This window comes from Bradyrhizobium sp. MOS003 (genome assembly GCF_003020125.1).
Taxonomy (GTDB): domain Bacteria; phylum Pseudomonadota; class Alphaproteobacteria; order Rhizobiales; family Xanthobacteraceae; genus Bradyrhizobium.
Map to the genome: position 1 here is coordinate 110,225 of NZ_PYFW01000001.1, position 17,718 is coordinate 127,942.

At 65.4% G+C, this 17,718-nt stretch carries 15 protein-coding genes; 7 read left to right on the top strand and 8 right to left on the bottom strand.

Annotated elements, in window-relative coordinates:
- Nucleotides 1–10 precede the first annotated feature (10 nt).
- Nucleotides 11–1,186: a GAF domain-containing protein gene (locus C7G42_RS00560; RefSeq protein ID WP_199580582.1), complete on the bottom strand. Its 1,176-nt coding sequence runs from the start codon at nt 1,184–1,186 to the stop codon at nt 11–13.
- A 442-nt stretch (nt 1,187–1,628) separates the two neighbouring features.
- Between C7G42_RS00560 and C7G42_RS00565 the strand changes: the two genes are divergently transcribed.
- The 7 genes from C7G42_RS00565 (at nt 1,629) to C7G42_RS00595 (ending at nt 9,704) form a co-directional block, all read left to right on the top strand.
- Complete coding sequence (locus C7G42_RS00565) at nt 1,629–3,242, top strand: GMC family oxidoreductase (RefSeq protein WP_106947179.1); 1,614 nt, start codon at nt 1,629–1,631, stop codon at nt 3,240–3,242.
- 59 nt (nt 3,243–3,301) lie between these two features.
- Nucleotides 3,302–5,257, top strand: coding sequence for an ABC transporter ATP-binding protein/permease (locus tag C7G42_RS00570; RefSeq protein ID WP_106947180.1), 1,956 nt, complete (start codon nt 3,302–3,304; stop codon nt 5,255–5,257).
- A gap of 105 nt (nt 5,258–5,362) precedes the next feature.
- Nucleotides 5,363–6,187: an FkbM family methyltransferase gene (locus tag C7G42_RS00575; RefSeq protein ID WP_199580583.1), complete on the top strand. Its 825-nt coding sequence runs from the start codon at nt 5,363–5,365 to the stop codon at nt 6,185–6,187.
- A gap of 25 nt (nt 6,188–6,212) precedes the next feature.
- Nucleotides 6,213–6,599, top strand: coding sequence for a VOC family protein (locus tag C7G42_RS00580; RefSeq protein ID WP_106947182.1), 387 nt, complete (start codon nt 6,213–6,215; stop codon nt 6,597–6,599).
- Nucleotides 6,600–6,666: 67 nt separating this feature from the next.
- On the top strand, nt 6,667–7,152 hold the full coding sequence (locus tag C7G42_RS00585; RefSeq protein WP_106947183.1) for a pyridoxamine 5'-phosphate oxidase family protein: 486 nt from the start codon (nt 6,667–6,669) through the stop codon (nt 7,150–7,152).
- The gene (locus C7G42_RS35645; protein WP_106947184.1) at nt 7,152–7,394 is read left to right on the top strand and encodes a hypothetical protein; all 243 of its coding nucleotides are present in this window, start codon (nt 7,152–7,154) and stop codon (nt 7,392–7,394) included. Before C7G42_RS00585 ends, C7G42_RS35645 begins: the two co-directional genes overlap by 1 nt.
- Nucleotides 7,395–7,580: 186 nt before the next feature.
- Nucleotides 7,581–9,704 (top strand): OmpA family protein, encoded by a 2,124-nt coding sequence (locus C7G42_RS00595; protein WP_106947185.1) that lies wholly within the window; start codon nt 7,581–7,583, stop codon nt 9,702–9,704.
- A 66-nt stretch (nt 9,705–9,770) separates the two neighbouring features.
- Here C7G42_RS00595 and C7G42_RS00600 read toward each other — a convergent pair whose 3' ends face one another.
- The 7 genes from C7G42_RS00600 to C7G42_RS00630 form a co-directional block, all read right to left on the bottom strand.
- Entirely contained in the window at nt 9,771–11,525 is a 1,755-nt protein-coding gene (locus tag C7G42_RS00600) for an alkaline phosphatase (protein WP_106947186.1), read from the bottom strand.
- 80 nt (nt 11,526–11,605) lie between these two features.
- Nucleotides 11,606–12,943: an argininosuccinate synthase gene (gene argG, locus C7G42_RS00605; protein WP_106947187.1), complete on the bottom strand. Its 1,338-nt coding sequence runs from the start codon at nt 12,941–12,943 to the stop codon at nt 11,606–11,608.
- 92 nt (nt 12,944–13,035) lie between these two features.
- Nucleotides 13,036–13,812, bottom strand: a complete 777-nt coding sequence (locus C7G42_RS00610; RefSeq protein WP_140481852.1) for a phosphatase PAP2 family protein — start codon at nt 13,810–13,812, stop codon at nt 13,036–13,038.
- Nucleotides 13,813–13,866: 54 nt separating this feature from the next.
- A complete protein-coding gene (locus tag C7G42_RS00615; RefSeq protein WP_106948797.1) occupies nt 13,867–14,361 on the bottom strand; it encodes a hypothetical protein in 495 nt (164 codons plus the stop codon).
- 148 nt (nt 14,362–14,509) lie between these two features.
- A complete protein-coding gene (gene rlmN / locus C7G42_RS00620; protein ID WP_106947189.1) occupies nt 14,510–15,712 on the bottom strand; it encodes a dual-specificity RNA methyltransferase RlmN in 1,203 nt (400 codons plus the stop codon).
- A 214-nt stretch (nt 15,713–15,926) separates the two neighbouring features.
- Nucleotides 15,927–16,574 carry an invasion associated locus B family protein gene (locus tag C7G42_RS00625; RefSeq protein ID WP_106947190.1) on the bottom strand — a complete coding sequence of 216 codons (648 nt, stop codon included), beginning with the start codon at nt 16,572–16,574 and terminating at the stop codon, nt 15,927–15,929.
- A gap of 107 nt (nt 16,575–16,681) precedes the next feature.
- Nucleotides 16,682–17,518 (bottom strand): SDR family oxidoreductase, encoded by an 837-nt coding sequence (locus C7G42_RS00630; protein ID WP_106947191.1) that lies wholly within the window; start codon nt 17,516–17,518, stop codon nt 16,682–16,684.
- Nucleotides 17,519–17,718: the final 200 nt, after the last annotated feature.

Below are 17,718 nucleotides of genomic sequence, written 5' to 3' on the forward strand. Positions count from 1 at the left end.
TGACACCCACTTAACCCTGGGTGACACCTTCCTTGCGTGTCGCGACGCCCTGCCGATGCTCGGCGTCGCGCTTGTTGTCGGACCGGGCTGGCGCCGCGGCCGCGCTTCCCCTTGAAGTCCCGTGCTCGACCGCCCGGCGCAATTGGCGGTCGGTGACGCGCAGCTTGATCTCGTCCGAAGCAAGCGCAGCGAGACTGGCGAGGATCTGCCTCTGGGTGTCGTCGAGCGCGCGGGGCCTCGTGTCGATCACGCAGAGCGAACCGAGCGTGAAGCCGTCGGGATCGACCACCGGGCAGCCGGCGTAGAACCGAAATCCCAGCTCTCCCGACACGGCCGGATTCTCCACGAAGCGCTCGTCGGTCGCGAGGTTCTCCGCGACCATGATATCCCTCTGTAGAATTGTGTAATTGCAGAACGCCCAGCCGCGCGGCGTATCGGCCATATCCAGCCCGTAGCGCGACTTGAACCATTGCCGGGTCGGGGTGAGCAGCGTCAAAAGTGCGACGGGAGCATCGAGGCTGCGCGCTGCCAACCACGTCAGACGATCGAAGGCATCCTCCGGCGGCGTGTCGACGAGTCCGGAGCGTTCGAGTGCAAGAAGCCGCTGGCCCTCGTTGGCCGGAAACGGAAAAGATGGCGGCGTCTCGAACGGAGCAGGAGGCTCGACGGCACCCCGGATCGCGTTCTCGACTGCCTCGGGTAGCGCGGGCAATCCATCGATGAACCGCGTCATCCCGACGTCTGCCGCCGAGCGGCCGACAACCAGGAACTGGGTGCCTCCGAGCGCCGGATCGGAGCGCAAGCTCTCCAGCACGGCCAACCTGGCGGCGTCCGATGGTTCGGCTTCGATGACGACCGCCGCCGGCAGCCGGGAGCCGATCGCGAGCAGCGCCGCATAAACGTCGGTGTAGCGCTCGACGACGCAATATTTGACCTTCGCAAGAGAGGCTTCGTAATCGGCCATGCGTTCCGGGCGCGCAATGACGATCACCCGCGCGGAAGCAGCCATCGCCGTCTGAGCGGGCCCGGTGATCTGCGCGAGAACGTCGCGGCGGTAGACCCGCCGATGGCCGCCTGGAGTTTTCCAGGAGGGGATCGAGCCGCCTTCGATCAGGAGCTGCGCCGTGCGGACCGAGACTCCCAAAATCTTGGCAGCCTCCGCCGTCGTCAGAATGTCCTTGTCCATAGCGCCCATCTTTGCCCCGGCCGTTCGCGGCCTGGCCCGTCCCCGACCTCACAATGTCGTGCTCCCGCCCCCGTTGACAAGGGGAGACCTCTCCTATTTTGATAAATTTGATGATAGTGATAGATTTGATAAATCTGATAGGTTGGCTGCGCACTGCCTGGCAGATGCGCAGGGCCAAGGCCCATCCCGTCCGAAGGAGGAAACCATGGCTTGACGGCCCAAACCCAGATCCTCCCCGCGCAACCGGAGAGCAGTCCTCGCACGAGCAGAGGCGCGCGTCGGTCAAGCAGCCCGCGGGATCCCAGCTGCAGGAACGGCGCAAGCCTTGACGCCCGCTCTATCAGCCGGAGCCGCACCGCCGACGGCGGCCCTCCTCCACTTCTCACCCTCCTCCGCCCGGAACGTCCCGTTCCGGCAGCGTCCACTTGCCTGGAGTAATCCCATGAACGACGTCCTGCCTTCCGATCTTCCGGAATTTGCCCATCGCGTTGCTGTCAATCAGCGCCTGCTCAGCGAAAATCCTCTTGGCAGCTACGATTTCATCGTCTGCGGCGCCGGCAGCTCAGGCTCGGTCGTCGCACGGCGTCTTGCCGAGAATCCCTCTGTCGCCGTCTTGCTTATCGAAGCCGGCGGCAGCGACGATGTGCCGACCGTGATGGAGCCGGCGGCATGGCCGGGCAACCTCGGCAGCGCCACCGATTGGAGTTTTGTAGCGGAGCCCAATCCGCATCTGAACGGCCGCGCGCTTCCGATGTCGATGGGCAAGGTTCTCGGCGGCGGGTCGAGCATCAACGTGATGCTGTGGGCGCGCGGCCACCGCAGCGACTGGGATTTCTTCGCCGAGCAAAGCGGCGATGAGTCCTGGGGTTACAACGCGGTCTCGAAGATTTTCCGGGAGATCGAGAACTGGCAGGGCACACCCGATCCGCGTCATCGCGGCACAGGCGGCCCGGTCTTCGTGCAGCCGTCCCCCGATCCCGGACCGGCCGCATTGGCGATGCTGGGCGCGGCCAAGGAAATCGGCATTCCGACTTACGGAAGTCCCAACGGTGAGATGATGGAAGGCGATGGCGGCTGCGCCATCACCGACATCCTCGTCCGCAACGGCAGGCGCAACTCCATCTTCCGCGCCTTCACCTATCCCTTTCTCGATCGCCCCAATCTCACCCTGCTGACAGGCACGCAGGTCTCCCGCATCCTGATCGAGCGCGGAAGGGCCGTCGGCGTCGAGGCGGTCCGCGACGGCCGGACCGTGCGTATCAGCGCGGCACGGGAAGTTGTGCTCGCGCTCGGCGCGATCCAGACGCCGTCCGTGCTGATGCGCTCCGGTATCGGCGACGAGAACGAGCTTAGAGCGCTCGACATACAAGTGGTCCAGCACCTGCCCGGTGTCGGTCAGAATCTGCAGGATCATGTCTCGTTCGGATGCATTTGGGAGTACCGCGAGCCGATCGCGCCGCGCAACACCGGCAATGCAGCCACGCTGTACTGGAAATCTGATTCCGCGCTCACATCTCCGGACCTGCTGTTCTGCCAGGTCGAATTTCCGGTGCCGAGCCCCGAGACCGCAAGCCGGGCCCCCGCTCACGGCTGGACGATGTTCGCTGGCCTCGCTTTGCCGAAGAGCCGGGGCCGGGTCAGGCTCCGAAACGCCGGGCCGCTTGCAGCTCCGTGCATCGAAGCCAACATGTTGTCGCATCCTGAAGATGTGAAAACGGCGATCGCTTGCGTCGACCTCTGTCGTGCGCTCGGCAATACCCGCGCCTTCGCGCCATTGGTGACGTGCGAGTCGATGCCCGGTCCCCTCGACGCCACCGGGATGGAACGCTTCGTGCGCGACTCCGCGGTGACCTATTGGCACCAGACATGCTCGGCGAAGATGGGACGTGACGCGATGTCCGTGGTCGACAGCAAGCTGAGGGTCTATGGGGTCGACCGGCTTCGCATCGCCGACGGCTCCGTGATGCCGCGGATCACAACCGGCAACACGATGGCGCCCTGCGTCATCATCGGGGAGAAGGCGGCGCGCGCCATGCGGGACGAGCACGTCATATAAACGCCGCCCGGCCTCGGGAACCCGACGGAACCCGTCGGGTTCCATCGCGTTGTCCGCGTATGGACAAGCTGGCTGGTAAGCGTGAGCAGGGCAAGAAGCCGCCCATCGTCAAGATCAAGGGCGAGAGCGGCGACGAAGTCAGTCCCCCGCCGCCCGAATTGGTCGAGCCTGATCCCAAGCTCTCACCCGAAGAAGCCGAGCAGGCCCGCAAGGATTACCTGCTGACGCGATTCTGGATCAGCGCGCGCGGCTTCTGGGGAAGCAACGGTGACCGCCTGGCCTGGCCCTTCTCGCTCGGCCTCGGTTTGCTGATCATCCTGACCGTCGCCTTCCAGTACGGCATCAATGTCTGGAATCGCGCGATCTTCGATGCGATCGAGAAGCGCGATGCCAGCACCGTTTTCCATCTCACGGCAGTATTCTTTCCGCTCGCGATCGGCAGCATCGTGCTCGGCGTGGCGCAGGTGTTCGCACGGATGGGCATTCAGCGGCGCTGGCGCGCCTGGTTGACCAACAGCGTGCTCACGCGCTGGCTGAAGAACGGTCGCTACTACCAGCTGAACCTGGTCGGCGGCGACCACAAGAACCCCGAATACCGGATCGCCGAGGATCTGCGCATCGCGACCGATTCGCCGGTCGATTTCCTCGCCGGCGTGACATCCGCGATGCTGTCGGCTGCGACCTTCATCGTCGTGCTCTGGACCATCGGCGGTGCGCTCACCGTCACGCTCGGCGGCTCGACGCTCACCATTCCCGGCTTCCTCGTGATCGCCGCGATGCTTTATGCTGCAATCGCGTCCGGCTCGATCCTGGTGATCGGCCGTCAATTCGTCCAGGTGTCCGAGGACAAGAACCAGGCCGAGGCCGATTTCCGCTATACGCTGACCCGCGTGCGCGAGAACGGCGAGAGCATCGCGCTGCTCGGCGGCGAGGAGGAAGAGCGCGACGGCATCGACCGCAATTTTACCAACGTGTTGCGGCAATGGGCGCGGCTTGCCGGCCAGCACATGCGCACCACGCTGGTATCGCAGGGATCGAGCCTGGTTGCGCCGGTGGTGCCGCTACTGCTCTGCGCGCCGAAATTCCTCGATGGTTCGATGACACTGGGACAGGTGATGCAGGCCGCCTCCGCCTTCACCATCGTGCAGAGCGCGTTCGGCTGGCTGGTCGATAATTATCCGCGGCTTGCCGACTGGAATGCCTGCGCCCGCCGGATTGCCTCGCTGATGATGTCGCTCGACGGCCTCGAGCGCGCCGAGCAGGGCGACGGCCTCGGCCGCATCAAGCGCGGAGAGACCAGCAATGACGCCATGCTGGAGATGAAGGACCTTTCGGTGACGCTAGATGACGGCACCGCCGTGGTCGGCGAGACCGAAGTGGTGATTGAGCCCGGCGAACGTCTGCTGGTCGCCGGTGAATCCGGCACCGGCAAGAGCACGCTGGTGCGTGCCATCGCCGGCCTTTGGCCTTGGGGCGGCGGCAGCGTCAATTTCCATGCCGACCGCCGCCTGTTCATGCTGCCGCAGCGGCCTTACGTGCCGTCCGGGTCCTTGCGCCGCGCCGTCGCCTACCCCGGAGCCGAAGACGACTGGACCGTCGAGGAAATCGGCGAGGCCCTGAACAAGGTCGGGCTCGATCATCTCAAGGAGAAGATCGAGGAAGAGGGGCCTTGGGACCAGACGCTGTCAGGCGGCGAGAAGCAGCGCCTCGCCTTCGCGCGGCTGCTGCTGCACAACCCCGACATCGTCGTGCTCGACGAGGCGACCTCGGCGCTCGACGAGAAGAGCCAGGACAAGATGATGAAGATGGTCACCGACGAACTGCCGAAGGCGACCATCGTCAGCGTCGCGCATCGCGTCGAGCTCGAGGCCTTCCACAGCCGCAAGATCGTGCTGGAGCGCCGCAAGGGTGGCGCCAAGCTCGTCAGCGACATCGAGCTGATCCCGCGCAAGGGCAAGCGCAGGCTGCTCGGGCGATTTCTGCGGCAGCGGAAGGCACCGAAGAAGGCGGCGTGAAGTCCGTAGCCCGGATTTCCATCCGGGCTACATTCTTCTCCCATAGCGTTGGAGTCCTCGGCAAAACCGGCTATGCATGCGCCGCTTGCAACGAGGATCGCCTGCTTGACGACCGACAATGCCCCTTCGTCCGCGCCGTTCGGCGCGTTTGCGCCCAATGCGGCACAGGCTGCGATCATTCGCCTCGCACAGCAGTCGGGGCTGAAGCGCGGCGCGTTCCGGCCCTGGATGTCGCGGCTGGTCAACCTGCTGGGCGCAGGCCCGCTCGACGTGCAATATCAGGGCGCATCGTTCCGATTCTATCACCAGGGAAGCGCGACCGAACGCGGCGCGTTGTTCAATCCCGACTACAATGTCGACGAGCTCGAATTTTTGCGCCGGTACACCCCGGCGGGCGGCGTGTTCGTCGATGTCGGCGCCAATGTCGGCACGTTCGCGCTGGTGATGGCGCGGCAGGTCGGCACAACAGGCAAGGTGGTCGCGATCGAGCCGCATCCTCTGACGTTTGGACGGCTTTCGTTCAATCACGCCGCGTCGAAGACGACGCAGGTGCGGCTGGTGCAGGCCGCGGCCGGCGACAGCGACGGCGAGCTGATGATCGAGAGCGGCGGCGGCAATCTTGGCGCCACTCACGTCGTCACCGGCACCGCGAGCGCCGAGGCCATCAAGGTGCCGTCGCTGCGGCTGACACGCATTCTCGACGAGGCCGGCGTCCGCCATGTCGATTCGCTGAAGATCGACGTCGAGGGTTTCGAGGACCGCGTGCTGATCGGCTTCTTCCGCGACGCGCCGCCCGCGCTATGGCCGCGCGCGGTCGTCATCGAGCATCTGTCACAAAACGAATGGCAGCAAGATTGTATTGCCGACATGGTCGCACGTGGATTCGCGATCGCGCGCAAGACACGGAGCAATACGTTCCTGTCGCGCTGACGGGACCGAACAACGGAGGCTAACGATGATCGACCATTTGGGTTTTTCCGTCTCCGACTACGAACGCGCGAAGGCCTTCTACACCGAGGCTCTGGCACCGCTCGGCTATGGCCTCATCATGGAAGTCACGGCGGAGCAGACCGGCCACGCGGCCGCCGCGGGCTTCGGTGCCGACGGCAAGCCGGATTTCTGGATCGGCGGCGAAGGCGCCATGAACAAGCCGGTGCATGTTGCGATCGCGGCCAAAGACCGCGCCACCGTCGACGCGTTCTACAAGGCGGCGATTGCGGCCGGCGGCCGGGACAACGGTCCGCCCGGCATCCGTCCGCATTACCACGCGAATTATTACGGCGCTTTCGTGCTCGATCCCGATGGCCACAACATCGAGGCTGTGTGCCACGCGCCGGAATAAGGCCGGAATTCGGGCAGGAACATCGTTCCATGCAGGTCGTTATCGTTCCTTGCAGAAGGAGCACGATATGGCCAACGACAATGCCCAAGACGTAGACCGGGCCTGGGATCTGATGAAAAAGATCGGCTTCGCGATGCTGGTGACGCGCGACGGCGACAAGCTGCGCGCCCGGCCGATGAGCGCCCATCTCGATCGCGACGCCAACACGATCTTCTTCCTGACCGACGCGCGGCGTCACAAGGACGAGGAGATCGCACGCGATCCCTCCATCAACCTCTCGTTCGCCGATGCCAGCAATCAGAAATATGTTTCGCTGACTGGTACCGCTGTCGTCTCCAATGACCGCGCAAAAATCAAGGAGTTGTTCTCGACGCCGGCGAAGGCGTGGTGGGACAGCGCTGAAGACCCCAACATCCGCGTGCTCAAGATCACGCCGGATGATGCCGAATTCTGGGATTCGCCGGGCACGGTGATCTCCTATGTGAAGATGGCTGCGGCAGCGGTGACGAACACGCGGCCCGACCTTGGCGAGAACCGCAAGGTCTCGCTGTGATGCCGATCGAGCCGCCCGAGATTCCGCCTTCGACTCCGGGCACGCCAACCGAGCCGCCGCCGGGAATTCCGCCCGGCAGTCCGCAGCCAGAAATAGCGCCGCCGGTGCGCGAGCCCGGCGAATCGCCGCAGCCCGACGAATTGCCCGGCCGCACGCCGGAAGAGATTCCATCACGCGGGCCCAATGGCCCGCTGACGCCGAACCCTGCGACGGATGCAAATCCGCCGCGGGAGCGCACGTGAAGCGACCGATCGCGTGTGGGGCAATTGCAACCAGCGTCTGAATGCGCAATGAACATTGCCTAAGTGACGTGATTCCCGTGCAGAAATAAATCAAGCGGCGACCGCTCCGCCCGCCACAATCCGGCCTAACGCGTAGCCGTTCATCCCAACACTTCGTCAAAGAACCTTCCGGGGAAGTTCACCACCATGACCAATCTTCGTTTCGTGCTGCTTGCGACGACGGCTCTGACCGCGATGCAATTCGCAAGCTCCGCATCGCAAGCGCAAACTGCGCCGCCGCTCGTGGTCGCACAGGCGCAGCCTCAAGACGCGGGCCCTGACGGAAAACCGAAGCAGCCGCCGAAGGGACCGCCCGCGGCTGCGCCGCCTGCTGCGCCTGCGCGCCCGGCCGCTCCGCCACCCGCGGCTGCACCGCCCCATCCGCCCGCTGCGCCGCCGCCGGCCGCTGCACCGCCGCGCCCAGCTGCGCCGCCACCGCCCCCGCCGCCACCTGCGGCCCGTCCCGCTCCGCCGCCGCCACCTCCGCCGCCTGCCGCACCGAAGCAGCCGTCGCCGCCTCCGGCCGCGGCGCCGCAGCAGCACGCCCCGACACCTCCGCCGCCTGCGGCTCGCCCGGCTCCGACGCCGCCACCCGTAGCGGCGCCGCAGCAGCACACGCCTCCCACGCCGCCGCCTTCAGCTCGCCCGACACCGCCGCCCCCGCCACCTCCGGCAGCGGCTCCCTCGGCGCGACCGGCGCCAGCGCCAACCGCGACGCCGCCTGCTCCCACTTCAGGCCCTGCGGCCCGCCCCGGCTTAACCGCGCCGGCAGCGCCTCCTGCCCCGACGGCATCCCCTGCGCCGACTGCAACGCCTGCGCCAGGCAGCACGCCAGCCGCACCGCCGGCTGGCCGTCCCGGTACGCCGCCGCCCGGACGTCCCGGCGCGCCTCCTCCGGCAGGATCACCCGCTGCCGCGCCCGCTCCGACGGCAACGCCCGCTCCCGGTGGCACTCCGACGCCACCACCCGGACGTCCGGGTGCGGCGACGCCGCCCCCCGGCGCGGCGCCAGCGCCGACCGCGACGCCAACTCCCGGTCAACAGGGTGGAACGCCTCCTGCGGGCGCGCCCGCTGCCGGAGCTCCGCCTGTGTCACCGCAAGCTGGTGCTCCGCCACGGCCGCCGGCGCCTCCAGCCGGCGTCGCGGCGCCGAGCAGCGTATCGGGCTCGGCGGCCGCAACGCCTCCGCCCGACAGGGTGCGGAATGCTCCGCCGACGATTGCACCGGCCTTCCGGGCCGCGCCGACGGTCGCAGCGCCGTTGCCGCCGGCGCCGCGTCCGCCACAGCGTGACCTGACGCCGCTCGCGATTGGCGCAGGCGTGGTGGCTGGCGCCGTCGTCGGCGCGACCATCGCCGATCTCCACAACCAGCGACGCGAGACCATCGAAGGCGGGCGGACCGTCTACACCGAGCCGGACCGCATCATCATCCGCGATCCGGGCGGACAGGCCTATGTTCGCGGCAACGACCTCTATCGCTTCCGGTATGGCGCTCGCGACATCCGCACCGACACCGTCGGCGGCGAAACCCGCACGGTCGTCGTTCGTCCCGATGGAAGCGAGATCATCACCGTCGTCGGTTCCGACGGCCGGCTGATGCGACGTATCCGCAGGGATCCCCGCGGACGCGAGCTCATCATCATCGACAACACCTTCCGCGATCCGCGGGCGGTCGGCGGCTTCTATGTCGACGTGCCTCCGCCGGTCGTGAACATCCCCTACGATCGCTACATCGTTGACGCCCAGGAAGCGTCGCCTGACGTCATCTACCAGACCATGGTGGCGCCGCCCGTGCAGCGGATCGATCGGCGTTACTCGCTCGACGAGATCCGCTACAGCCCCAATGTTCGCATGCAGATGCCGAGCATCGACGTCAACACGATCATCTTCGAGACCGGATCGTGGACCATCCCGCCGGACCAGGCGAGCCGGCTGCAGGTGATCGCCGACGGCCTCAACCAGGCGATCCAGCGCAATCCGCGCGAGGTGTTCCTGATCGAGGGACATACCGACGCGGTCGGCAACGAAGTCGACAATCTGTCGCTGTCGGACCGCCGTGCGCAGTCCGCGGCCGAATTGCTGACCCAGCAGTTCGGCGTGCCGGCGGAGAACCTGACGTCGCAAGGCTATGGCGAGCAGTATCTGAAGGAGCAGACGCAAGGGCCGAGCGCGATCAACCGTCGCGTGACCATCCGCAACATCACGCAGCTGCTCAACGGCGGCCAGGCCTCGCTGCCGCCGCCCCCGCCCGGCACCGCGCCGCCACGCTGAGGCGAACATGAATGCAAATGGCCGGGAGCAATCCCGGCCATTTTTGTTTGGACAGCAACGCCGCTACTACCGAGCCGCAAGCCCGAGCGCATCGACCATGAGGCGAAAGACCTCGGTATTGTCCATCGAGCCGCGCACGCCATCGCTGCCCGGCCCCGTCGCCGTGAGGATGACGTCCTCGCCCGAATGCACGCTGGCGCCGATCATCGCAGACAGATTGCCGGGACGCAGCACCGCGCCAGGAACGTCCTTGTATTTGTCGTTGGCCTTGAAGGTGCCGTCATCGCCGGCCTTCACGGTCGGCTCGTTGGGATTGTCGAGTTTTGGGCGGAACGTCTCGTAATGATCCGGCAGGCTGGCCGAGAAGATCGCGAGCCTGCGGCTGACGTCGACGCGTGACGGATAGCCGTCCGCATCGGGTGCCGGATAGTTGGGAAATCCGGCCTGCTCGTAAACACCGACGCGCTCGCGCAGTGGCACGTTGGGCGTCGTACCCACGTCGTCATTCATCGTGCCGACGAGGCTGTTGGGATGATTGTGGTCCGCCAGCACCAGGATCAGCGTGTCGTCACCTCGCGCCTTGGCCCATTCACGCGTCTGGCGCACCGCGTTGTCGAGCATGATGGTGTCGAAGACGGCGCGCTCCATGTCGAGCAAATGCGCGTATTTATCGATCATTCCGGATTCGACCATCAGGAAGAAGCCGGCCTCGTTCCGCGACAGGAGCTTGAGCGCGGCCTGGACTTGCTCGGTCAGGTCAGGCTGCTCGGGAAACTTCTTCACGCCGCCGCCTCTCAGGAATTTGCGATCAAGCGCGCCGTCCATGTTTCCGGTGGCGAACAGGCCGAGCAGCTTGGCCGTCTCCGGCTTTGCGGCAGAAGCTCTGAGCTCGCCCGCGGTGGTCGCCACCTGGTAGCCCGCGTCACGAAACTTGGCGATGTAGTCGGTCTCGTCCTTGCGCTTGGAGCCGGCGGCAGACTTCGGCAGGAAATTCGCGCTGCCGCCGCCCATCAGCACGTCAGGCTTGCCAGCGAAGAACTGCTCGACGATCTCGTCATAAGCGCCGCGCCGGCGCGTATGCGCGATCATCGCGGCCGGCGTTGCGTCCTCGATCTCGGTGTTGGTGACGATGCCGATCGCCATGCCGAGCCGCCTCCTGGCAAGACTCGTGATGGTCTCGACCCGGGGATCGTCGAACGGGCTCAGCGTGCGATCGGCATAGACGCCCAGCGCGTTGACGGCGCTCTTGTGCCCGGTCGCATAGGCGCTGGCCGAGTTCGCGGAGTCCGTGATGATGGAGTCCGAACCTGCGGTTGCCACCAGGGCCATATGCGGCATGTCATCGATGGCGAGCTTGCCGCGGCTCTTGCCCTCCGCAATGCCCTTGGACAGGATTCGGGCCGCGACCCGATGCGCCGGCGACATGCCGTCACCGATGAACAGGATGACGTTCTTCGCCTTGCGCGGACCGGTGTCGTAGACCGTCCATGTGACGCTGCGCTGGCGTGTGCCGTGGCTCACCTCCACGGCAATGCTGCCCGGCGTGGTCAGCGTGACGTCGCGCAGGATAAGCGCCGACTGCTCCTTGTCGCCCTCGCGCTCGATGAAGGCCGCCGAACGGCCGAACGCGGTTGCATAATCCGCGCCGTTCACCGTCACTTTCAGCTTGGCGGGATCGACCAGCCCGGTGAATTCGACCTTGAAATCGAATTGGGCTCCGGCCAGGATCTCGGCACGATCGATCGGATAGATCGTCTGTGCCGGCAGTGACGTTGTCCAAAGCAGGACGATGAGAGAGGCGACGGCCGATCCCTTGACCATGTTCGATGCTCCGCGATTTCGTTCACGACAGGAGCGAAACCGTAGCGATCGAGCATGACACCGTCATTAAGTGTGTCGCATCAACCCTTGTCGCTCTCGAGCCGGAAGATCTGCGAGCCTTCGCTGCCCGAGAGCAGGCCGGTGTCGCTGTAGAGCTTGAGCTTGGTGCGGGTGTCGGCGATGTCGAGATTGCGCATGGTGAGCTGGCCGATGCGGTCGGCCGGCGAGAACGCGGCATCCTCGACCTTCTCCATGCTGAGCCGCTCCGGCGCGTAGGTGAGGTTCGGGCTCTCGGTGTTGAGGATCGAATAATCGTTGCCGCGGCGCAGCTCGAGCGTGACCTCGCCGGTGACGGCGCGCGCGACCCAGCGCTGCGCGGTCTCGCGCAGCATCAAAGCCTGCGAATCGAACCAGCGGCCCTGGTACAGCAGGCGGCCGAGCCGCATGCCGCTGATGCGGTACTGCTCGATCGTGTCCTCGTTGTGGATGCCGGTGACGAGACGCTCATAGGCGATGTGCAGCAGCGCCATGCCCGGCGCTTCATAGATACCGCGGCTCTTGGCCTCGATGATGCGGTTCTCGATCTGGTCGCTCATGCCGAGGCCATGGCGCCCACCTATCGCATTGACTTCGAGGAACAGCGCGACGGGATCGGAGAAGGTCTGGCCGTTCAGCGCCGTTGGCTGGCCATCCTCGAACCGCACCACGACAGTCTCAGCCTTGACGTTGCAATCGTCGCGCCAGAACGGCACGCCCATGATCGGGTTGACGATCTTGATGCCGCTGTCGAGGCTTTCGAGATCCTTGGCCTCGTGCGTGGCGCCGAGCAGATTGCTGTCGGTCGAGTATGCCTTCTCGGCGCTCATCTTGTAGGCGAAGCCCTGGGCGGTCATGAACGCCGACATCTCGGCGCGGCCGCCGAGCTCGTCGATGAACTGCTGGTCGAGCCAGGGCTTGTAGATCTTGAGGCCGGGATTGGTGAGCAGGCCGTAACGATAGAAGCGCTCGATGTCGTTGCCCTTGAAGGTCGAGCCGTCGCCCCAGATGTTGACGCCGTCTTCCTTCATCGCCGCGACCAGCATCGTGCCGGTGACGGCGCGCCCAAGCGGGGTGGTGTTGAAATAGGTGATGCCGCCGGTCGAGATATGGAAGGCGCCGGACTGGATTGCGGCGATGCCTTCATGAACGAGCTGTGTGCGGCAATCGACCAGCCGGGCCTTCTCGGCGCCGAACTCCATCGCTTTGCGCGGGATCTCGTTGTAGTCGGCTTCGTCGGGCTGGCCGAGATTGGCGGTGTAGGCGTAGCAGCGCGCGCCCTTTTGCTTCATCCAGAGCAGCGCTGCGGAGGTGTCGAGGCCGCCCGAAAAAGCGATGCCGACTTTCTCACCCTTGGGCAGGCTTTTCAGGATCGTGGTCATGGCGCTTCCAATCGGATCTCAAGGGCTGATGTCATGGACGGGTTGACCGCGCGAATATCAAATTTCGCGGGGCTCGGCACGCATTTAATGGCTCAAACCGAGGGTTCGGGACCGGTCTTGCGGCCGAACAGGCGCTGGCGGAGCCGGTAGGCCGGCATGTTCAGCCGGGTCAGGGCGGCATCGACCGCCTCGTCGGAAAACCGTGTCCTCGGCCAACGGTAAATCAGCGCGTAGGCAAACCAGATCACGACGAAGGTCACGAGGCCGGCAATCGAAACATCCGTGAAGAAGTGCCCGCCGAAGGCCATGCGCAGTCCGCTCGTGACGGCGCCAAAGATCACGGCGGCGGCGTAGGCGAGCGGCCGCCATGCCGGCGGCGCCAGCGCGGCCGGTGCCAGCGTCCAGAACGCGGTCGCGCCCTCGCCCGAGAAGAACGAGCAGTTGCGCGCGCAACCGCCGCGCGGATCCCACCACGGCACGAACTGCTGGTCGCCGGCAAATTGCGTGACCACCACCGGGCGCGGCCGGCCCCAATAGGTCTTGAAGGTGAGGTTGGTGAGGATGCCGGCCGACATGATGATCGTGACCAGCAGGAACACGATCGCGCGTCCCGATACCATCAAGGGACGATCGGGCCGGATCATCTTGACCACGAGTGCGACTAGCGACGGCGCCACGAAGGCCCAGGCGACCCACATCGCAGCGTCACGCGCAAAGCCCGCCCAGTCATTCAGCTTGAGCGGAAATGTTTTCGTCTCGGGGTCGAAGAACAGCGACGCGAGCTTGAGATCGAGCTCGGGATAGAGGCCGAAAACGACGCCGATGACGAGCCACAGCGCAAGGGCGATGAAGAGTCCGGTACGGTTCATGGCGCGCGGTTTAGCGGAGTGGGACGGGGATGGAAACCCCGGAAGCGGCACGGCTCATCGCGCGTCCGGCCTTGAATTCGAAGGCAGCGGCGGAGGCGGCTTGCGTGGGGGCGGCGGGATGCGCCAGGCGCCGGCATTGCGGCCGGCGATCAGCCAGTAGACCACGCCGGCGACGATGCCCGCACCGGTCATGATCTCCAGATGGCGCCGCACGATACCTTCGAACTGAAACGTGTCGGAGTGAAAGGGAACGAGGCCGAGATAGCAGGCGAGCCCGACGAGGCCGCCGCCGACGGCATAAGCGAGCGCGCTGCGGATGTAGAGCGCTTCGGTAATCGCGACGATCACCGCCGCCGGAACCAGCGCAAAGCCCGAAACGAAGATGAAGCCGAAGCCCAGCAGGATGTCGATCGTGCCCTGATCGACCGGACCGGCGCCGAGATCGGAGAACTCCGGAAACAGCAGCGCGACGACCACGATCATGCCGCCGACGAAGCAGGCGGCGAGGAAGCCGATGAAGATGACGATGAGGCGGCCGATCAAGGACATGTCATAAGCAAGTTGCCGATCAACGACGTCGCCACGCATTCTGCCGTCGTGCCCGGGCTTGACCCGGGCATCCACGCCTTCGTGACTCGCCGCTCGTGGATGGCCGGGTGAAGCCCGGCCATGACGAACGTTGAGGGCGTCGCCATGATCAATCCGTCATCGCCATCGCGCGCAGCGCCTGCCGTTCGCGTGCGCTGAGCTTTTCGGTCTCCGACTTCAGCTGACCGCAGGCAGCGAGGATGTCGCGACCACGCGGGGTACGCACCGGCGAGGAATAGCCGGCGTTGAAGATGTACTCGGAGAACTTTTCGATCTGGTCCCAATCCGAGCATTCATAGGCGGTGCCGGGCCAGGGATTGAACGGGATCAGATTGATCTTGGCATGAATGCCCTTGAGCATCTTCACCAGTAGCTTTGCATCGTCGAGCGAATCGTTGACGCCCTTGAGCATCACATATTCGAAGGTGATGCGGCGCGCGTTGGAGGCGCCGGGGTAGTCGCGGCAGGCCTGCAGCAGCTCCTCGATCGGATATTTGCGGTTGAGCGGCACGAGCTCGTTGCGCAGCTCGTCGCGCACCGCGTGCAGCGAGATCGCGAGCATGACGCCGATCTCCTCGCCGGCGCGCACGATGTTCGGCACCACGCCCGAGGTCGACAGCGTGATGCGGCGGCGGGAGATGCCGATGCCTTCATTGTCGCCGACGATCAGCAGCGCATCGCGCACCGCGTCGAAATTGTAGAGCGGCTCGCCCATGCCCATCATCACGACGTTGGTGACGCGACGCGTGCCGTCCTCGCGATCGGCCCAGTCGTTCAGGCGATCCCGCGCCACCATGATCTGTCCCACGATCTCGCCGGCCGTGAGGTTGCGCACCAGGCGCTGCGTGCCGGTGTGGCAGAAGGAGCAATTCAGCGTGCAGCCGACCTGCGAGGAGACGCAGAGCGTGCCGCGATCGGTTTCGGGGATGTAGACGCACTCGACTTCATGGGCGCGCTCGACATTGTCGCCGCTCGGCAGCCGCAGCAGCCATTTGCGGGTGCCGTCGTTGGAGATCTGCTCGGCCACGACTTCCGGACGATCCACGGTGAAGTGCTGCGCGAGCTCGGCGCGAATGCCCTTCGAGATCGAGGTCATGTCGTCGAAGCTTTGGGCGCCGCGGAAATAGAGCCAGTGCCAGAGCTGCTGCACCCGCATCTTGCGCTGCGAAGGCTGAACACCGATCTCGCCGAGACGGTCGGCAAGCTCCGTGCGCGACAGGCCGATCAGCGACGGCTTTGCCGGCGGCACATAGGTTTCGAGCGGAGTCTTCTCCACGAGGATTGCGTTGTGCGGCTCGGTCGTCGGTTGCATCTGGGGGCCTAGGATCACTGCTGTCTAAACTCGTCATGCCCGGGCTTGACCCGGGCATCCACGTCTTTCCTCAGTCGCGGTAAACGCGTGGATGGCCGGGACATCTGGTGCGAAGGCGCGCTTCGCGCTTTAGCCCGGCCATGACGGCGAAAAGCTGGAACCGGCCCTATATAGCAACCGGAGCCACCGATTGCGACCGTAGCGATGACATGCCTTATCGCCGGCAATCCTGGCCGATCTTGTCCAGCGCCTGGGCGAGGCCCTTCAGCGAGAACGTGTCGGTCGTCTCCGTTCCCTTGGCAGAGACGCCCTTGACCACGAGGTCGGCGGATTTGCGCATGGCCTCGACCATCCGCTCCTCCTCGGCCGCGTTCTTGATCCAGAGGCCGTCGCCCTGCGTGTACATCGCGAAGGCGGCACCGCCGACCTCGACCGAGGATTCCGAGCCCGGCTTCAGCGCGTAGCCGATCATGACCGAGACTTCGTTGTTGACCTTCTCGGCCGGACGGGTCGAGACGAAGGCATAGGCGGGATCGCGCGGCCTGTTCGGCGGATTGGTCTTCGACGACGAGGGTTTTGCCAGCGCGAAGCAGACCTTCTTGCCGTTGGGCGTCGCGGAATAGGCACCCCAGGTGCCGAACTGGCCGATCAGGGTCGGCTCTGCGCCACCTGCAACCGCCGCAGGCGGGGCCATGGGTTTGCTCTCCGGCTTTGCCGTGGACTTGGCCGTCGTATTGGCGGGCGGCGCGGCCGGCTTCGGCGCCGCTTTCGGCGACGGTTGCGCCGTCTGCGCCCGGGCAGAATCGACCATTCCCCCGGCGACCACGCCAGTCATCAAAGCTAAAATCAGCACCCGCCACATGCTGGAGTGGTTCCCTCAATATTGTGACTGGAAGATGGCTCGGCCGCGCTTTGTCCCCGCGGCAGAGATAACCGGGAAAGTCCAATTTGGGAAGGCAGTTAGCGGTATCAGCCCTTGGCTCGCGCGGCGCGCTGGTCGGCCCATTGGGCCTCGGTCCAACGCAACAAATCCTCGGCGCCGGAACTGCGCAAATGCGCGCCACCGTCGATCACGACCATCTCGCCGTTGATGTAGCCAGCGCGATCCGAGATCAGGAAGCTGGCGAGATCGGCAAGTTCGCCGTGCTCTCCGGTCCGGCCTAGCGGATTGCGCATCAGGGTGTCGTCGCGCCCCTCCAGCCGCAACTGTCCGGATGCGCCCGCGGTCGGGAACGGACCCGGTGCGATCGCGACGGTGCGGATGCCCTTCGGGCCCCACTCGACCGCGAGGCTCTTGGTCATCGCCAGCACCGCCGACTTCGCCATCGCGGAGGGAACGGTGAAGGCGCGTCCGGTGATGGTCGACGTCGAGAGGATCGAGAGCACGACACCGTTGTGATTGCCCTCGATCCAGCGCTTGCCGGCGGCGAGCGTGCAATACATCGCGCCGTGCAACGTCGGCGCCAGGATCGCATCGGCCGCCCGGAACGACAGATGCTCGCTCTGTGCAATGAAAGTCGCAGCCGCGTTGTTGACGAGGATATCGAGCGGCCCCTCGCGCCAGATCGCGTCCATCATGTTCTCAACGGCAGCCCCGTCGCGGATATCGCAGGCGATGGTTGTGACCTTGCCGCCGGTCTGCGCGCGCATGTTGCTCGCCGTGGCCTCGAGCCGATCGAGTTGACGACCGCAGATCACGAGTTCGGCGCCAAGCGCGAGAAAGCGCGTTCCCATCGACGCGCCGAGACCCGAGCCGCCGCCGGTGACGAGGATGCGCTTGTCCTTGAGCAGACCTGTTTCAAACATCGTTTGAATCCTTCTTGTTCTTATTTCGTCATTGCGAGGAGCAAAGCGACGAAGCAATCCAGACTATTTCCGCAGGACGGACCTGGATTGCTTCGCTCGCAACGACGAGGATAAGCCGATGCTTGGCTTCAGACAAAGAATCCGGATTGTCCGGCCGTCGTAAATCCGGCAAAACCGACCCAACGATAACTCCACTCGAA